General features: G+C 37.5%; 16 protein-coding genes. 9 read left to right on the top strand and 7 right to left on the bottom strand.

What is annotated here, in order from left to right:
• Positions 1–93: 93 nt before the first annotated feature.
• The 7 genes from lepA to acpS all read left to right on the top strand — a co-directional run bounded on the left by lepA (position 94) and on the right by acpS (position 6588).
• Entirely contained in the window at positions 94–1890 is a 1797-nt protein-coding gene (lepA, locus tag ABN256_RS06940) for a translation elongation factor 4 (protein WP_115350079.1), read from the top strand.
• A gap of 14 nt (positions 1891–1904) precedes the next feature.
• Positions 1905–2876, top strand: a complete 972-nt coding sequence (lepB, locus tag ABN256_RS06935) for a signal peptidase I (RefSeq protein ID WP_196553819.1) — start codon at positions 1905–1907, stop codon at positions 2874–2876.
• A 195-nt stretch (positions 2877–3071) separates the two neighbouring features.
• Positions 3072–3752, top strand: a complete 681-nt coding sequence (gene rnc, locus ABN256_RS06930) for a ribonuclease III (protein WP_072068722.1) — start codon at positions 3072–3074, stop codon at positions 3750–3752.
• Positions 3749–4657: a GTPase Era gene (era, locus tag ABN256_RS06925; protein WP_036935334.1), complete on the top strand. Its 909-nt coding sequence runs from the start codon at positions 3749–3751 to the stop codon at positions 4655–4657. The genes rnc and era overlap by 4 nt, the downstream gene beginning before the upstream one ends.
• A gap of 9 nt (positions 4658–4666) precedes the next feature.
• Complete coding sequence (recO, locus tag ABN256_RS06920) at positions 4667–5407, top strand: DNA repair protein RecO (protein WP_072068721.1); 741 nt, start codon at positions 4667–4669, stop codon at positions 5405–5407.
• Positions 5408–5476: 69 nt separating this feature from the next.
• A complete protein-coding gene (pdxJ, locus tag ABN256_RS06915) occupies positions 5477–6208 on the top strand; it encodes a pyridoxine 5'-phosphate synthase (RefSeq protein ID WP_072068720.1) in 732 nt (243 codons plus the stop codon).
• Positions 6208–6588 carry a holo-ACP synthase gene (acpS, locus tag ABN256_RS06910; RefSeq protein ID WP_072068719.1) on the top strand — a complete coding sequence of 127 codons (381 nt, stop codon included), beginning with the start codon at positions 6208–6210 and terminating at the stop codon, positions 6586–6588. The genes pdxJ and acpS overlap by 1 nt, the downstream gene beginning before the upstream one ends.
• A gap of 53 nt (positions 6589–6641) precedes the next feature.
• On the opposite strand, the gene ABN256_RS06905 is transcribed toward acpS, so the two are convergent.
• A complete protein-coding gene (locus ABN256_RS06905; protein WP_072068718.1) occupies positions 6642–6902 on the bottom strand; it encodes a YfhL family 4Fe-4S dicluster ferredoxin in 261 nt (86 codons plus the stop codon).
• A gap of 340 nt (positions 6903–7242) precedes the next feature.
• On the opposite strand from ABN256_RS06905, the gene ABN256_RS06900 reads away from it, so the two are divergent.
• A complete protein-coding gene (locus ABN256_RS06900; RefSeq protein ID WP_197268989.1) occupies positions 7243–7878 on the top strand; it encodes a LysE family translocator in 636 nt (211 codons plus the stop codon).
• Between the two features lie 107 nt (positions 7879–7985).
• Positions 7986–8516, top strand: coding sequence for a tRNA adenosine(34) deaminase TadA (gene tadA, locus ABN256_RS06895; protein WP_197268990.1), 531 nt, complete (start codon positions 7986–7988; stop codon positions 8514–8516).
• Between the two features lie 8 nt (positions 8517–8524).
• Here the strand turns inward: tadA and ABN256_RS06890 are convergent, their stop codons facing one another.
• From ABN256_RS06890 to mltF, 6 genes are all read right to left on the bottom strand, one after another.
• Complete coding sequence (locus ABN256_RS06890; RefSeq protein WP_197268991.1) at positions 8525–9073, bottom strand: fimbrial protein; 549 nt, start codon at positions 9071–9073, stop codon at positions 8525–8527.
• Entirely contained in the window at positions 9073–10143 is a 1071-nt protein-coding gene (locus tag ABN256_RS06885; RefSeq protein ID WP_197268992.1) for a fimbrial protein, read from the bottom strand. Before ABN256_RS06885 ends, ABN256_RS06890 begins: the two co-directional genes overlap by 1 nt.
• A gap of 25 nt (positions 10144–10168) precedes the next feature.
• Positions 10169–10933 carry a fimbrial biogenesis chaperone gene (locus ABN256_RS06880; RefSeq protein ID WP_197268993.1) on the bottom strand — a complete coding sequence of 255 codons (765 nt, stop codon included), beginning with the start codon at positions 10931–10933 and terminating at the stop codon, positions 10169–10171.
• Between the two features lie 30 nt (positions 10934–10963).
• Positions 10964–13450, bottom strand: a complete 2487-nt coding sequence (locus ABN256_RS06875; protein ID WP_349439288.1) for a fimbria/pilus outer membrane usher protein — start codon at positions 13448–13450, stop codon at positions 10964–10966.
• A gap of 180 nt (positions 13451–13630) precedes the next feature.
• Complete coding sequence (locus tag ABN256_RS06870) at positions 13631–14179, bottom strand: fimbrial protein (protein ID WP_072068711.1); 549 nt, start codon at positions 14177–14179, stop codon at positions 13631–13633.
• A gap of 809 nt (positions 14180–14988) precedes the next feature.
• The gene (gene mltF / locus ABN256_RS06865) at positions 14989–16461 is read right to left on the bottom strand and encodes a membrane-bound lytic murein transglycosylase MltF (RefSeq protein ID WP_349439286.1); all 1473 of its coding nucleotides are present in this window, start codon (positions 16459–16461) and stop codon (positions 14989–14991) included.
• Positions 16462–16544: the final 83 nt, after the last annotated feature.

Raw genomic sequence — 16544 nt, 5'->3', positions numbered from 1 at the left:
TAACTCCTGCAATATAGAGTTTTCGCTTTGTGTCCATGAATGACTCCAAAGCCAGATTTATAGAGCAAAGCAATAGAGAAAAATAATTTCAGAATGAAAAACATACGTAACTTTTCCATTATCGCACATATTGACCACGGTAAATCGACGTTATCAGATCGAATTATTCAAATTTGTGGTGGCTTATCAGATCGTGAAATGGCTGCGCAGGTTCTTGATTCTATGGATCTTGAGCGTGAACGTGGTATTACAATCAAAGCGCAAAGCGTAACCTTGAATTACACCGCAGATGACGGTGAAGTTTATCAGCTTAACTTTATCGATACCCCTGGACACGTTGACTTCTCTTATGAAGTATCTCGTTCACTTGCTGCTTGTGAAGGCGCCTTATTGGTCGTTGATGCAGGACAAGGGGTTGAAGCACAAACATTAGCAAACTGCTATACGGCGATGGATATGGATCTCACCGTCGTTCCAGTTTTAAATAAAATAGATTTACCTGCAGCTGAACCTGAGCGCGTTGCTGAAGAAATTGAAGACATCGTGGGAATTGATGCCACAGATGCAGTACGTTGTTCCGCAAAAACAGGTATAGGCGTTAAAGAAGTTATTGAACGTCTTGTTAAAGAAATTCCAGCACCTGAAGGTGATCCTGAAGCTCCATTACAAGCGCTGATCATCGATTCATGGTTTGATAACTATCTTGGTGTTGTTTCACTGATCCGTGTTAAAAACGGTAAAGTAAGTAAAGGCGATAAAATCAAGGTGATGAGTACTGGTCAAGTTTATAACATTGATCGTATTGGTATTTTCACACCAAAACAAATTGATACAACATCATTAAATTGTGGTGAAGTGGGTTGGGTTGTTTGTGGTATTAAAGATATTTTAGGTGCCCCTGTTGGGGATACTTTAACAGCTGCACAAAAACCAGCAGATAAACCATTGCCGGGCTTTAAAAAAGTGAAGCCACAGGTTTATGCGGGTTTATTCCCAATTAGCTCTGACGACTATGAATCATTTCGTGATGCATTGGGCAAATTAAGTCTGAATGACGCATCATTATTCTATGAACCAGAAAGTTCAACAGCATTAGGTTTTGGTTTCCGTTGTGGTTTCTTGGGTCTTCTTCATATGGAGATCATTCAAGAGCGTTTAGAGCGTGAATATGACCTTGACCTGATCACAACAGCACCAACCGTTGTTTATGAAGTTGAAATGACGAATGGTGATATTGTATTAGTGGATAGCCCGTCTAAATTACCGCCACTGAATAATATCGAAGAAATCAGAGAGCCTATTGCTGAATGTCATATGTTATTACCGCAAGAATACTTAGGTAATGTAATTACTTTATGTATCGAAAAACGCGGTGTTCAGACCAATATGGTCTATCATGGTAATCAGGTCTCATTGACTTACGAAATTCCGATGGCTGAAGTGGTCTTAGATTTCTTTGACCGATTAAAATCCACATCACGCGGTTATGCCTCTTTAGACTATAACTTTATCCGCTTCCAAGGTTCTAACATGGTGCGTGTTGATGTCTTAATAAACGGTGATCGTGTTGATGCATTAGCATTGATTACACATAACGATAATGCACCTTATCGTGGACGTGAATTGGTGGAAAAAATGAAAGAATTTATTCCACGCCAACAGTTTGATATCGCTATTCAAGCGGCAATTGGTAACCATATTATTGCTCGTTCAACTGTTAAACAGTTACGTAAAAACGTATTAGCCAAATGTTATGGTGGTGACGTTAGCCGTAAGAAAAAACTGTTACAGAAACAGAAAGATGGTAAAAAACGTATGAAGCAAATTGGTAACGTAGAGTTACCGCAAGAAGCGTTTTTAGCCATCCTTCATGTTGGTAAAGATAAATAATTTAAGGAGAAAACATGGCTAACACGTTTGCCTTGATCCTAACACTGGCAACGCTAATAACGGGAGTTTTTTGGGGAATTGAGCGCTTTAAGCTCAAGCCAGCCCGAAAAGCAAAACTAAAGCGTCTTCAAGAGATGACGCAAGGGACCGAGGATCAGCAAGAGTTAGCAAAATCAATCAATAAGCCAAGCTGGGCTGAAACCTTGGGTTCTCTTTTCCCAGTATTGATTATTGTTTTGGTTTTGCGTTCATTTGTGTATGAGCCGTTTCAAATACCTTCTCGCTCCATGATGCCAACCTTATTGGTTGGTGATTTTATCTTGGTTGAAAAGTTTGCTTATGGATTAAAAGATCCAATAACACAAACAACGTTAATAAATACAGGAAAGCCAAAACGAGGTGATATTGCTGTCTTTAAATATCCTCGTGATCCTTCTACTGACTTTATTAAACGTGTTATTGGGTTACCGGGCGATAAAATTGTTTATGATATGATGTCGAAAAAAATACATATCTACCCAAATTGTAATAAAGCGATTTGCAACGATGAGATTTCGGTGACTTATGGTACCGCTTATCCAAGTGAATGGACGTTGTTGTTACAAAATGTACCGGGTGGCCAGCGTATAAATGGCATGAAATCAATCCCAATTGAAGATCCTATTTCAACAGCAACTCAATTACGTGAAGAAGAACGCGTAGAAACAATAGGAAAAGTCTCTCACCGTATTATGACGATACCTGGTGATATGACGATGCCTGAGTTTATCCAACCAGGATTACCTGTTGGTACTTGGATTGTTCCTGAAGATCATTATTTTATGATGGGGGATAATCGTGATGGGAGTTCTGATAGTCGTTTCTGGGGCTTTGTGCCAGAGAAAAATTTAGTCGGTAAAGCGACAACGATTTGGATGAGTTTTGAAAAACAAGAGAATGAATGGCCTACAGGTGTTCGTCTCAGTCGTATCGGTGGCATCAAGTAACTATTGACAAAATAGCTACAGCATTCCTTTCTATCTCAGTGTAGAATATGCCACTTCTTTAAATATGATTGGCTCCTGTTATTCACAGGAGCCAGTGCAAACGCAACAGTTCTGTTATCCAACCCGATAATTTCTCGTTGTCTTAAACAGATTTGTTGCGTGTGCTTCAAATTAAGTTATGGAACTTGATCGCACATGAATACTTTATTAGTAAACCAGTTACAAAAGAAACTGGGCTATACTTTTACGCAAAATGAATTATTACTACAGGCTTTGACGCATCGTAGTGCAAGTAGCAAACACAATGAACGTTTAGAATTTTTAGGTGATTCAATTCTGAGCTATGTTATTGCTAATGCGCTCTATCATCGATTTCCTCGTGTTGATGAAGGGGATATGAGCCGAATGAGAGCAACGCTTGTTCGTGGTAATACACTCGCTGAATTAGCGCGTGAATTTGAACTAGGTGAATGTCTGCGTTTAGGCCCTGGAGAATTAAAAAGTGGCGGTTTCCGCCGAGAATCAATTTTAGCGGATACGGTGGAAGCTTTAATTGGTGCTATTTTCCTTGATAGTGATATTCAAAATATCGAAAAGATTATTTTAAAATGGTATGAGAATCGTTTGGCTGAAATCAGCCCGGGCGATAAGCAAAAAGATCCTAAAACTCGTCTGCAAGAATATCTGCAAGGGCGCCATCTACCACTACCATCTTATATTGTGGTGCAGGTTCGCGGTGAAGCCCATGACCAAGAGTTTACGATCCATTGTCAGATAAGCGGTATCGATCAACCTGTCAAAGGGATGGGTACAAGCCGTCGAAAAGCTGAACAAGCCGCTGCTGAACAGGCATTAATACAACTGGAGCTTGAATGAGCGAAGAACAAACCTATTGCGGATTTATTGCGATAGTCGGTCGCCCAAATGTGGGAAAATCAACACTACTGAACCAATTATTGGGGCAGAAAGTTTCTATTACATCACGTAAACCGCAAACAACGCGTCATCGTATCATGGGTATTGATACTGATGGTGCTTACCAAGCGATTTATGTTGATACACCGGGCTTGCATATTGAAGAAAAGCGAGCTATCAACAGACTAATGAACCGCGCAGCAAGTAGCTCGATTGGTGACGTTGAACTGGTGATTTTTGTTGTTGAAGGCACCAACTGGACGCCTGACGACGAAATGGTATTAAACAAATTAAAATCATTGCGTTGCCCTGTTTTATTAGCAATTAATAAAGTGGATAACGTCATTGATAAAACCAAGTTACTTCCACATATTGGCTTTTTAAGCCAACAAATGGATTTTCTTGATGTTGTACCAATTAGTGCAGAAAAAGACATGAATATCGATACGATTGCAAAAATTGTTCGTAAATGTCTGCCAGAAGCTATTCATCATTTCCCTGAAGATTATATTACTGATCGCTCTCAACGTTTTATGGCATCAGAAATTATTCGTGAGAAATTGATGCGTTTCTTAGGTGAAGAATTACCTTATTCTGTCACTGTTGAAATTGAGCAATTTGTTACTAATGAACGCGGTGGTTACGATATCCACGGATTAATTCTGGTTGAACGAGAAGGCCAGAAAAAAATGGTTATTGGTAATAAAGGCGTAAAAATCAAGAAAATTGGTACCGAAGCCCGTATGGATATGGAAGACCTATTTGAAAACAAAGTTCACTTAGAACTTTGGGTGAAGGTTAAAGCTGGCTGGGCTGATGATGAACGTGCTTTACGTAGCCTTGGCTATGTGGACGATTTAAAGTAGGTAACTGAAGTGGATGGCTGGCAACGTGCATTCGTTATCCATGCTCGCCCTTACAGTGAAACGAGTTTATTACTCGATTTTTTCACTGAAAATGAAGGGCGAGTACGCATATTGTCAAAAGGCGCGCGAGGCCGTCGTTCACCCTTAAAAGGGGCACTTCAACCTTTTACTCCTTTGCTCATTCGTTGGAGTGGGCGAGGAGAAGTTAAAACCCTTCGTGATGCTGAACCTATCTCTTTAGCTTTACCATTAACAGGCTCTGTTCTTTATAGTGGTCTGTATCTTAATGAACTCTTGTCTCGTGTTTTGGAAAATGGCACTTCTTACAGTGTGCTTTTTTTTGAATATCTTTCTTGCTTACAAATTCTTGCAGCTAGCGACACTACATCAGAAGCAGCCTTAAGACGCTTTGAACTGGCGTTATTAACCCAACTTGGTTATGGCTTAGATTTTTTGCATTGTGCAGGAAGTGGAGAGCCTGTTTCAGATTCGATGACTTATCGTTATCGAGAAGAAAAAGGTTTTATTGCAAGTTTAGTGGTTGATCATAATAGTTTTACTGGATTTGAATTAAAATCCTTAGCCAGTCGCGAATTTCCTACTGTTGAAACATTAAAAGCGGCAAAAAGGTTTACTAGAATGGCATTAAAGCCCTATTTAGGTGGAAAACCATTAAAAAGTAGAGAACTTTTTAGGCAATTTGCTATTAAAAAAGCCCCAAAGAAAAGAGCATTGATAGTAGAACAGTAATATTGTCTTTTTCTTCTCTATGGAATGTGTAAACTAAGGTAATGCAACGTTATTTTTCAGGAGAAGAGCATGTCTGATATTCTACTTGGCGTTAATATTGACCATATCGCCACCCTTCGTAATGCCCGTGGCACAACGTATCCCGATCCTGTTCAAGCGGCTTTTATTGCAGAACAAGCGGGCGCTGATGGTATCACTATTCATTTACGTGAAGATAGACGTCATATCACTGACCGTGACTTAATGCTGATAAGCCAAACAGTTCAGACAAGATTAAATCTGGAAATGGCAGTCACTGAAGAAATGATCGAGATCGCGTGCCAGACACAACCTGATTTTTGTTGCTTAGTGCCTGAGAAACGCCAAGAAGTAACAACAGAAGGTGGATTAGATGTTGTTGCTAATGAAGAAAAGATATCCGATGCCATTAAACGCTTATCTTTGGCGGGTATTAAAGTTTCTCTGTTTATTGACCCTGACCATGAACAAATTAACGCAGCGGATCGTGTTGGCGCACCTTTTATTGAGATCCACACTGGCGCTTATGCTGACGCTGAAGATGAAATGGCTCAAGAAAAAGAATTTGTACGTATTCGTGATGCTGTGACTTATGCTGCATCTAAAGGCTTAAAAGTGAATGCAGGGCATGGCTTGCATTATCACAACGTACAGCGCATTGCTGCTTTACCTGAATTGTATGAACTGAATATTGGTCATGCCATTATTGGGAGAGCTGTATTTAGTGGTTTAGCGCCCGCAGTTGAAGAAATGAAACGTTTAATGCGAGAAGCGCGTCGCTAATGGCTATTGTTGGTTTAGGTATGGATATTGTTGAAATATCACGTATCGAAGAAATTATAGGGCGTTCTGGTGAACGCCTTGCTCGTCGCATTCTTACTAATGCAGAATGGGAAATTTATCAATCCCATAAACAGCCAATACGCTTTTTAGCTAAGCGGTTTGCAGTAAAAGAGGCTGCGGCAAAAGCATTAGGAACAGGTATTCGTTTAGGATTAGCTTTTAATCATTTTGAAGTGCGTAATGATGAATTAGGCAAACCCACATTGCATTTTTTAGCGGTTGCAAAAGAGATGGCAGAGAAAGCGGGGATAAACTCTATTCACGTGACACTTGCTGATGAACAGCGCTATGCCTGTGCGACAGTTATTTTAGAGAAATAGTTTAGAAAAATAGCTCTCTTAGATTTATCACCCACAAAATCATGGAGTAAGGTTTAGATCTTATCTGCGTGGTGGATCAACACAAATTTTTCCCATAATTCATCTTGAGATTCAGTATGAGTAGGATCAATGATGATCGTGTTAGTAATCGGACAAACCGATTGACAAGTTGGTTTATCGTAATGCCCTACACATTCAGTGCAAAGATCAGGATTAATTTCATAAATATCATCCCCCATTGAAATAGCATCATTTGGGCACTCTGGTTCACACATATCGCAGTTGATGCATTTCTTCGTAATTAGTAAAGCCATATCAGTCACTTAATATATAAATTATTAAATTTCAGTAACTTATATCTTGCACTTATATGTTACCATCTATCAGTTTTGTGTCGCTATATCCGATAAAGTCGTGCTTTATCATTTTAATGGAGATATCGCCCAATCTTCTTGCTTTAGGTATGAAGCAAAGAAAGTAAGATTACCATTTATAAGGGATTTCCTAAAGTAACATCACTCAAATGATCTATCAGATTATGTGAATAATAGTCTAAACATTGGTATTAACACTAAAGAGTATGTTTTGTGGTATTCAGCACATCTAATACCCTGTTATTGATGTTAAATAACGCAATAACATAAGGGGTACGTCATGCCAACACTGTTTAATATGTGGACATTTGCGATTTTGTCCTTGGGTTTGGTACTAACACCGGGCCCTAATATGATTTACCTGATATCACGCTCAATCTCTCAAGGGAAAAAAGCTGGGTTTATTTCATTAATCGGCGTGGCTGTTGGCTATATTTTTTATATGTTATTAGCTGCATTTGGTATTACTGCAATTTTTATGGCAGTGCCTTATGCTTATGATATCTTAAAAATTTGTGGTGCAATTTATCTGTTTTATATTGCTTGGCAGTCTATTAAACCCGGTGGTCGCTCTATCTTTCATCCAAAAAAACTCCTTTCAGGTAATACGACAAAGCTTTTTGTGATGGGATTTGTCACTAATCTTCTCAATCCTAAAATTGCATTGATGTACCTTTCACTTCTACCTCAATTTATAACCATTGGAAATGGCAGCGTATTAAATCAGTCATTAGTCCTTGGTAGTATCCAAATTGTTATTAGTATTGCAGTGAATGCCTTGATTGTTATTGCTGCGGGCTCAATAGCTGGATTTTTTATGCAAAGACCACGTTGGGCATTAATTCAACGTTGGTTTATGGCAACAATTTTAGGGGCTTTAGCGATTAAATTAGCAACAGAGGCTCGTGTAAATTAAAGTTATATTTGGCTATTTTTGTCATAAACAATTCAAGGCAATCTCTTTAGTTATCAATAGAAAACAGGGTACAATAGCCCGCTATATGATAATGAAGAGATATCCTTGTGAATAAAGTTAAAGATGATATTTATTGGATGAATAAAGCGATTGAGCAAGCGCACAAAGCACAAGAGATCGGTGAAATACCGGTAGGCGCTGTATTAGTCGTCGATAATAAAATCATTGCTAAGGGATGGAATCATTCAATTATCGATAATGATCCTACAGCACATGCAGAGATTATGGCATTACGCAAGGGGGGGAAGCATTTGCAGAATTATCGACTCCTTGATGCTACTCTATATATTACTCTCGAGCCTTGTGTAATGTGTGCTGGGGCGATTGTGCATAGCCGGGTAAAACGCGTTGTTTATGGTGCATCTGATCTAAAAACAGGTGCAGCTGGTTCATTTATTGATATCTTACAGCATCCCGGAATGAACCATAAAGTTGAGATAACGTCAGGTGTATTAGGTGAAGAGTGTTCACAGCTTTTAAGCCAATTTTTTAAGATGAGAAGGGCTGAAAAAAAACAACTTAAAAAGCAAAAAAATAGCTCTGTTTTAGTAAATACAGAACAAGCAACAAAAGAATAAATATCTGTTTACTGATAATTAAGGGTATAGGTTGCTTGTGCTTGGAAAGGGCCTGTTAGCAATGTTTGATTTTTCAGCGCAGAAGGTGATGCCTCAACATATGTCATAAAATTAAACTGAATACGTTTATTATTAAGAAGTCGAGTTGTGCTCGGCTTTTTTAATTGAATAACATTGCGTTGCACATCGGTAAATACAATCCCGATACTTTTAGGATCTTCAGATCCTGTTCCAACAACGGCAAGATGATTTGGCATAGTTGGATGCTCTTTTCCATCAAGTGTAATTGTGACACTTTTATAAATATCTTGGCTGCAATTTTCTAAACTAATACTAAAAGCAACGGGTTCACTTTTTTGAAAGGTATAGAGATCTTTTGCGGATATCTGCTTAAAATCGATTACCTTATTTTCATCACCAGCAATTATGGTACAACCATGTGCAACCACAACACCTTTAAATTCCATATCACCACCAATAAGCTCTGTCGCAGCAAAGACAGAAGGTGATAGTAACAATAAAAGAGAAATAGCAGATTTTATTATTGGATTTACCATTACATAAACTCCGCAACTAATGTGGCATGTGCTGAAAACTCACCTTCAGTAATTTTGCTTCCTGCTTTTGCAATAGGAGCCGCAGTGACTTCCCAATTACCTTTAAAATTATTCAGTTTCCCGACAGAAAAATATTTATTAGGCGGTACTATCGCTCCTGATTTGTCTCTTAAAACAATACCCAGATTTGTTCTATCTACAGGTCCTGTTGTGCCAAGATAATTCGGGTTAAAGCTAGCGACACCTGAGCTTCCTGTTTGAATTTTAAACATAATTCGGCTGTTAGGATTAGTAAAACTACCACCTTCACATTTTATTGGAATATTGCGCGTGATCTTATAGTTTTGACCATTCAAATAGTCAGAAGTATTGCCAACATTGCCAAAATCAAAGGTAATTGGAGAGCCATTATTAAATATGCATCTATCTTCTGTGGTTAATATTCCTGAGTTAATCACTAATTTTGAGATTGGTTCAGGACCATAGTCTTTATATAAGCCATTACCGACACGGGCATACATTTGAGCTACAGCTTGCCCCGTTAATGAAACCCCATTAATAATTGGTTTTTTCAGGCGAAATACTAATACACCGCTACTTCCTGACGACATGTTAGGTTTTGGTGATTCAGGAACGCGACAACCTTGTTGCCCATTTCGATTGTTAGGTTTTTCAATAAAAGGAACCGTAGGAAGTGTTTCTGGGCCCCAAATAGAAAACTTGATCTGAACATCGACGTATTCATTAAGTTCATAGTAATTATTACCTAAATAGCGTAGGTCAGAATTCGCCATATAATAGGTGCGAGAATTCGGAACTAAGGGATCTCTAGGGCAATAAACTGTTGCTAAATATCTATCAGGCAAAGAAAAATTTACTGTGGCTGTTTCGCCGGGTCTGTTATTAGGAAATGTTGTGTTATTTAACTCAACTCTAAAAATATTAGGTCCTCCAACAGTGCGAACTTCACCATGAATATAAGCGGATACCACCATTGGAGTACATAATATTGCGCCAGTAAAAAATAATTTTAGCGTATTGAAATAAAAACTTGCTGTAGTTGGTTTCATTTTATTCCTACCGGCGTCAAGTTAATTAATATTTTGGTTGTTGTTCTTTCGGTGCCACTTTGCAGCTGTTTTGTTGGCAAACAAATTTCAATTCAGGGTGTCCACCATAATCATTTACATACATCATATAAAATTGATTGACGTTACTGGTTTTAACGGGAATTTCCAGTGATGATTTAGGTGCAATCATTAAACCAGGGAATGTAGTTAATTTATCACTATCTTCACCATTTAATTTATTCGAAAGACCAATAATAGTGATGTAGTAAGGTGTTGGATTTTCTGCGATGAATTGATTTTTTTGTTTTTTAAATACCAACTGATCTTGCCAAACCATGCCCGGTTTTTCAGGAATAATAGCCGTAGGTCGATAGAATAATTTAATTCGTGACTGCATTGCCATTTGTAATACATTCGCTTGTTTTGGTGCTGGTGGAATTTCACGAACGTTTAAATAAAACAATGATTCTCTATCTTGTGGCAAAAGCCCAATTTCTGCAGTTTTGGTTATTCTCACAACCCCTTTTTGGTCACCATCAAGACGCTGTAAAGGAGGAAGCGCTACTAAAGGAGAGGCAATTTTTTGCCCGTGCTCATTTTCAACCCATGATTGAGCCAAAAATGGAATATCAGGGCTCGTATTTTTTAAATTTACGCTGGCTGAATTTTCATTACCAGTTAACACGATCCGTGTTCTATCTAATGACACACCTGCTTGTGTTATATTCACCATGCTTAATGCAAGTAGTGAACCGCAAAAAAGTGTTTTAAGTGTGTTGAATGAGTTCATACATTTATCTCTAGTAATTCATTTTGTTCATTAAAATCCCTGACATAATAACAATTCGCGTTTTAGTGGATCGTTAATTGCTGCCGGGATCGTAATCGTACATTGGGTTTTACCACCCCAGATCACGTTTAATGATTCATTGAGGTTAACGCCCGCAATATAAACTAGGCCTTCTTCCATCACCATTCCCATATTCTCACCATCTTTATTAGTGACTTCAGCACCAAACGGAGGGTATTTTTGATTAGCTGTTTGCAAGATAGCCATTAGACGTTCACCTTGACGCACTGGGAATGTGTAGTAACCAATAGCTCCTTCAGTTAATGTTGTGGAGGTGATGGCTTTATGTGTTTCAATATTTGAGTCCATTTTATCAACATCAATACGTGCATCAACGTTGTTATAGCTGGTTAAGTCAGTGAGTACCCCAATGCCAAATAGATTTGTTGTCGTACTTTGGTTGTTAAACGGCACACCTGAAACACCATCTGTATCAACCATCATTCGAGCTGTACTGGACGTCATGCTGCTACTATGCAATGCAGCCCCATGGCGAGTTGCTGTAAATCCGCCTTTCACGGTCGCACCTACCGCAACATAATTATCTTGTTGATAGCTTGCATTGGCATTAATTTCTGCATATTGCGAACGGTGTTGATAATAACCATCAGTATTGGCTTTATGATCTGAACTTAATCCCGCACGGATACGCCACAAATTGTTATAATTGCTATTATCAGAATAAGAGGCCATTTGGTTCACTTTTCCGTTATTATCTTGCAGGCTATAACCTATATTTTTGCCACTGCCTAATGGAACTGAAATATTGAAAGAAACACTGTCATCAGTATTTCCTTTATGCTGAGTACGAAATGCAGACAAGTTAGTATTAACCTGCTCTATGCCCATAATAGAAAAGTTACGACTTACCGTTACACCATATTGCTCTTGTGTATTTTTATCCCAATAATTTTGATGACGATAAGAAAGATAAAGCGTTGTCGATTTCTCAATATCATCAGCCCAGAAAGTTTTGTTACCAGTAATGGTATACATCTCTTTTTCATAACCATTGCTATTAATATCGTTGTAACGTTCATCAATATATTGAGAAAAAGACCGGAATGTTTTCTCTGAAAAACGGTAGCCCGCAAAAGTAATTGTACTATGGTATTCATCGAATGTTTTAGCATAGTTAAGTTTGAATGACATTCCGTTGATATTTTTATCATCATAGGTTTGGCTATAAGATTGAGTAACATCACCAGAAAGCGTACCTAGACGCCCCATATCGTGACCTAAACCTAATGACCACGCATTGTAATCTTTAGCGGTTAATAAAACACCACCATACAGCGACCATGTGTTGTTCATACCCCATGAAAAATCACCTTGATAAAAAACAGGGCCCTGCATTTTATGGTTATTGAGCGATGGCTGGCCGATGGATGTGTTATAACGCACTGAACCAGGGCGTGTCATATAAGGTAAGTTAGCTGTTTGTACTTGAAATTCGTTTACTTTGCCGTTTTGTTCTTCCACTCTGACATCTAATTGACCTTGTACCGTATCTTGTAAATGTTTAATAATAAAAGGGCCAGCAGGAACTGTGGTTTCATAAATTAAGCGACCATTTTGAGTCACGGTAACTTTAGCATTGGTATTTGCAATACCATGAATTTCTGGTGCATAACCTTGCAAAGATGGCGGTAACATTCTTTCATCACTTTGGATATTGGCACCCGTAAAACGAAAACTATCAAAAACTTGGGAATTTAAATACGTTTCACCTAACGTTAATTTAGCAGCTTGATCGGGCAGTGGTTTATAGGCGTAGATCTGATTCCAATCAAAACTATTGTTTGATGAGTATTCAGAGGAATAATTTCCTTGGTATTCAGCGCGTAAACGCCATTCACCAAAATTAATACCCGCTTGCCCATAGCCTGTCAGCGAGTTGTTATTGTTACCTTTATTAGGACGTGTCGATATTCCTGTTAAGGTATAATCAAGTAATATCCCTGATATACCCGGATCCCATAATTCGGGAGGAGTCCAGTCTGCATCTTCATATTTCATTAATGAACGAGGAATAATAATATCAAGAATACCGCCATCATTTTTGATGGATATACCAGGTAATTGATTGATATTGAAACAATCAGGGGAAATCTCTTCGATAAATTTTTGATTTTCTTTGTTAATGGTTAATTTTTTTAGAAGAGAAGGGTCAATACAAGCAACAGAATAATTAGGTTTTACTTCAACATAATTAATATTTTGGCGAGGGAAATCCCGTCCATTTATGCGAATATCCAGGTAGTACATACCAGGAATAATGTAATTAGAAGTCGCAAAGCGAGACAGATCGACATTATCTCTATCTTCAGCATCTAACATGTGAATGTTAAATTCCACAGAATCATCTTGCTCGGCTTGAGCGAAAAACGCTAAGCACAATAGCAAAATGGCACAAATGTTTTTCCATATTGTGCTGTGAAAATAAGAAATTAACATGAATAAACGCCTAATTATTAATTAAATAGAAACTAATTAATTAAATAATGAATATTTATTTAATTACTTTTTATTTTTATTTTTTATTAAATTGAAGTGTTTTATCAAATTTAACGCAGAGGAAATCCCCTGCGTTAATGCAGTAATTTATTATTTAATTAATTTAAATAAATAAAATGATTACTGATAATCAACTTGGAAGTTGATAACGGCTTGGAATTCGCCCGGAGTTACGGCTGCGTCTGCTGATTCAGCTTGAACGTAAGCAACGAATGGAATTTTTGAAACACCATTAACTAATTGTACTGGTGTTGTTGCTGTATTCCATTTAACTGATTTGCTACCAGCATCCATTAAACCGATACCTGCACCAGAAGCTGAGCCAGAAACGAAAGAAGCTAAATCTTTGTTTGTTGCATTAACAACGCTTGGTGTATAGCTAACAGTTGCTGTTTTTGCTACGGTAGTATCACAGTCTTGTAGTTCGATATCTTTTTTAACGTTACCCGCTTTTTGCATATTCGCTAATGCAGATGTTGGGATTTCGCTGAAATCAACAATAACTGGACTTGAAGAAGCTGCTAATCCACAAGCTGAATTAACAATTTCACCTTTTAATTGAATTTCGCCTTTAGTTGCGCCAATTTTTGGTGTGGAAGTTTCAGCAGTTGCAACAGAATTAATACCAAATACTAAAGCAGCAGCTAAAGCAATTTTACTCAGTTTCATTATAGATAATCCCTTGAAGATCGTGCGTATTATTATTTATGAAAAAATAATATTAATGTCGGAATATAAAAATTGATTTGCATTATATTTCGAGTTGTTTCGAATAATGACTGATTTATATGATATCAACAAAGGCGTTCTATTTGATATAACGTTTTGTTAGTTTCCGCAAATTTCAGATTTAATCTGGCCTATTCCACATTAATAGAGTTTTATATAGATTTATTCATTTTATTACTCAATTTATGGGTAAAAAAGTTTATCAGGCAGATAAATTTAATAGACAATACAATTAACATTGTTTTAACTTTATAGGAATTGATATTATTAACATTACTTTAAGAAAATTAATAAAATCAATTATAGATTATCATAATACATACAATTCAAAGGGTTATATGTTAATAATATAAATATCAGGTTAATTCTTATCACGAAAAAAGTTTTCTAAAAAGAATAATCATAAAATGAATAATAACTGATGAGATAATTCCTACGTATTTAAGTTAATTTTTTCTTATATTTCACCTATTCTGATAGTCAAAAAAAGACTTATTGGGCTATTTTTGATGCGTTTTACTCATTTGGTGAGTGCTTTAACTAATGAATGTTACCATTTCTTAACACGATTTTTTTCCAATTTTAGTTAAATAAAGGTAAGAGAAAATGTAACAACTTTTAATATTAAGAAAATATTAAGGGATGTAGAGAGGAGAAAATTAGCTATGGAATATCAGAAATAGCAGTATAAATGTGTTAAGTCTAGATTAAGCCTCTATAAAAGAGGCTGAACAGTATGTAGTACATCATTAATGATGAGATGATTCTTGAGATAATGTTAATGATGATGTCTCATGATCCGTACCTTCATTGCTTTCTTTGTCTTTAGATAGGATCTTGTTTTTACTCTCTTTAGCTTGGAGATAGCCTACGAGGCTCAGTTGATATCGACGAATATTCTCAACATAGCGATAAGCTTCATGTCCTCTCGCGTAGCCATAAGGGAGGTCAACATAGTATTTCTTCTGGCTAAGTAGCGGTAATCTTGATTTTACATCTAACCAACTGTCAGGATCTGCGCCTTGTTGTTCGGTCAGCCTTCTGGCGTCAAGCATATGACCAAATCCCATGTTGTAGGCGGCTAATGCAAACCAAATTTTCTCATCTTCAGGAATAGACTCCGGTAAACGAGAAAGAAGATGTTTAAGATATTGAGCACCGCCGCGAATACTTTCTTCTGGATCAAGCCTATCAGTGACTCCCATACTTGATGCAGTAGGGCGTGTTAGCATCATCAGACCTCTAACACCTGTTGGTGACGTTGCATGAGGATCCCAGTGTGATTCTTGCCATGCCATTGCTGCTAATAATCGCCAATCAAAGGTATCTGCGTATTTCTCAAAAAGAGGCTGATAGTTTGGCAAAATGGAATCAATTGCAGTAATAAAAGAGATAGTGTCAAAGTAATCAAATGAACCTACATGACCAAAATACTTTTCTTCCAATCGTGCTAATACATCTTCTTGAGATAATTGGTTAAAGTAATCTAGCATAGCGGCATACAAACTATTATCTTCGCTATCAGGTAAATACCATGTCAGAGGGCGGCTTTCAGTCACCTCAAATCCTACGGCAACATTAGGGTGAATGCGTTGTTGTACTGCAACACTGATTGAGTCGGCTAAAACATAGGTAATTTTGCCTTCTGATAACGCTTCAAGTAGCTGAGAGGTTGTTTGATTGTCTGATTCTTCCCACTCAAGCTCAGGGTATTGCGTTTCTTTTAGTGTACGCAATAAGCTTGCATGGGCCGAACCTGCCGTGACGACAAGGCGCCCATCTAAAGCATCAAAGCTACGTGGCCTTAATGTTCCTTTACGGTAAATTAATTGCTGAGATACTGAAAAGTAAGCAGGCCCACTACGTGTCGTATCTAATCTCTCTTTGTTATAAAGTAATCCAGCTGCGATAAAATCTGCTTTATTATTCTCCAGATCATCAAACATTTGGTTGATATTTGTCCGCATATTAACGACAAGCTTCACGCCTAGATAATCAGCAAAGCGTTTCACTAATTCATAATCGAAACCTACGGGGTCCTTTTTATCGTTCATCGTTATCAATGGTGACGGCATCGTACTAATTCTTAACTCACCACGAGATAAAATCTTATTTATCTGCGCTTTTTGCCTATCGGGCCAAGTAATATTCAACGCAATAATTGCCGCTGAAAAGAGCGCTATGATAACGATAACGAAATAGTTTATCCTTATATTATTCAATAGGTTATTTCTCGTTAACGTTGTTTGTTGTTGTGTGTAAAATCGTTATCTTAACATGGATAAATTTCCAGTAATCGAGCATT

Source organism: Proteus sp. fly-1008 (genome assembly GCF_040140305.1).
Classification (GTDB): domain Bacteria; phylum Pseudomonadota; class Gammaproteobacteria; order Enterobacterales; family Enterobacteriaceae; genus Proteus; species Proteus vulgaris_B.
This window is presented reverse-complemented; position numbering and strand designations above follow the sequence as displayed.

Coding starts and splice junctions, on each gene's coding strand:
- lepA (WP_115350079.1), top strand. CDS start 94: ATGAAAAACATACGTAACTTTTCCATTATCGCACATATTGACCACGGT.
- lepB (WP_196553819.1), top strand. CDS start 1,905: ATGGCTAACACGTTTGCCTTGATCCTAACACTGGCAACGCTAATAACG.
- rnc (WP_072068722.1), top strand. CDS start 3,072: ATGAATACTTTATTAGTAAACCAGTTACAAAAGAAACTGGGCTATACT.
- era (WP_036935334.1), top strand. CDS start 3,749: ATGAGCGAAGAACAAACCTATTGCGGATTTATTGCGATAGTCGGTCGC.
- pdxJ (WP_072068720.1), top strand. CDS start 5,477: ATGTCTGATATTCTACTTGGCGTTAATATTGACCATATCGCCACCCTT.
- acpS (WP_072068719.1), top strand. CDS start 6,208: ATGGCTATTGTTGGTTTAGGTATGGATATTGTTGAAATATCACGTATC.
- ABN256_RS06905 (WP_072068718.1), bottom strand. CDS start 6,902: ATGGCTTTACTAATTACGAAGAAATGCATCAACTGCGATATGTGTGAA.
- ABN256_RS06900 (WP_197268989.1), top strand. CDS start 7,243: ATGCCAACACTGTTTAATATGTGGACATTTGCGATTTTGTCCTTGGGT.
- ABN256_RS06890 (WP_197268991.1), bottom strand. CDS start 9,073: ATGGTAAATCCAATAATAAAATCTGCTATTTCTCTTTTATTGTTACTA.
- ABN256_RS06885 (WP_197268992.1), bottom strand. CDS start 10,143: ATGAAACCAACTACAGCAAGTTTTTATTTCAATACGCTAAAATTATTT.
- ABN256_RS06880 (WP_197268993.1), bottom strand. CDS start 10,933: ATGAACTCATTCAACACACTTAAAACACTTTTTTGCGGTTCACTACTT.
- ABN256_RS06875 (WP_349439288.1), bottom strand. CDS start 13,450: ATGTTAATTTCTTATTTTCACAGCACAATATGGAAAAACATTTGTGCC.
- ABN256_RS06870 (WP_072068711.1), bottom strand. CDS start 14,179: ATGAAACTGAGTAAAATTGCTTTAGCTGCTGCTTTAGTATTTGGTATT.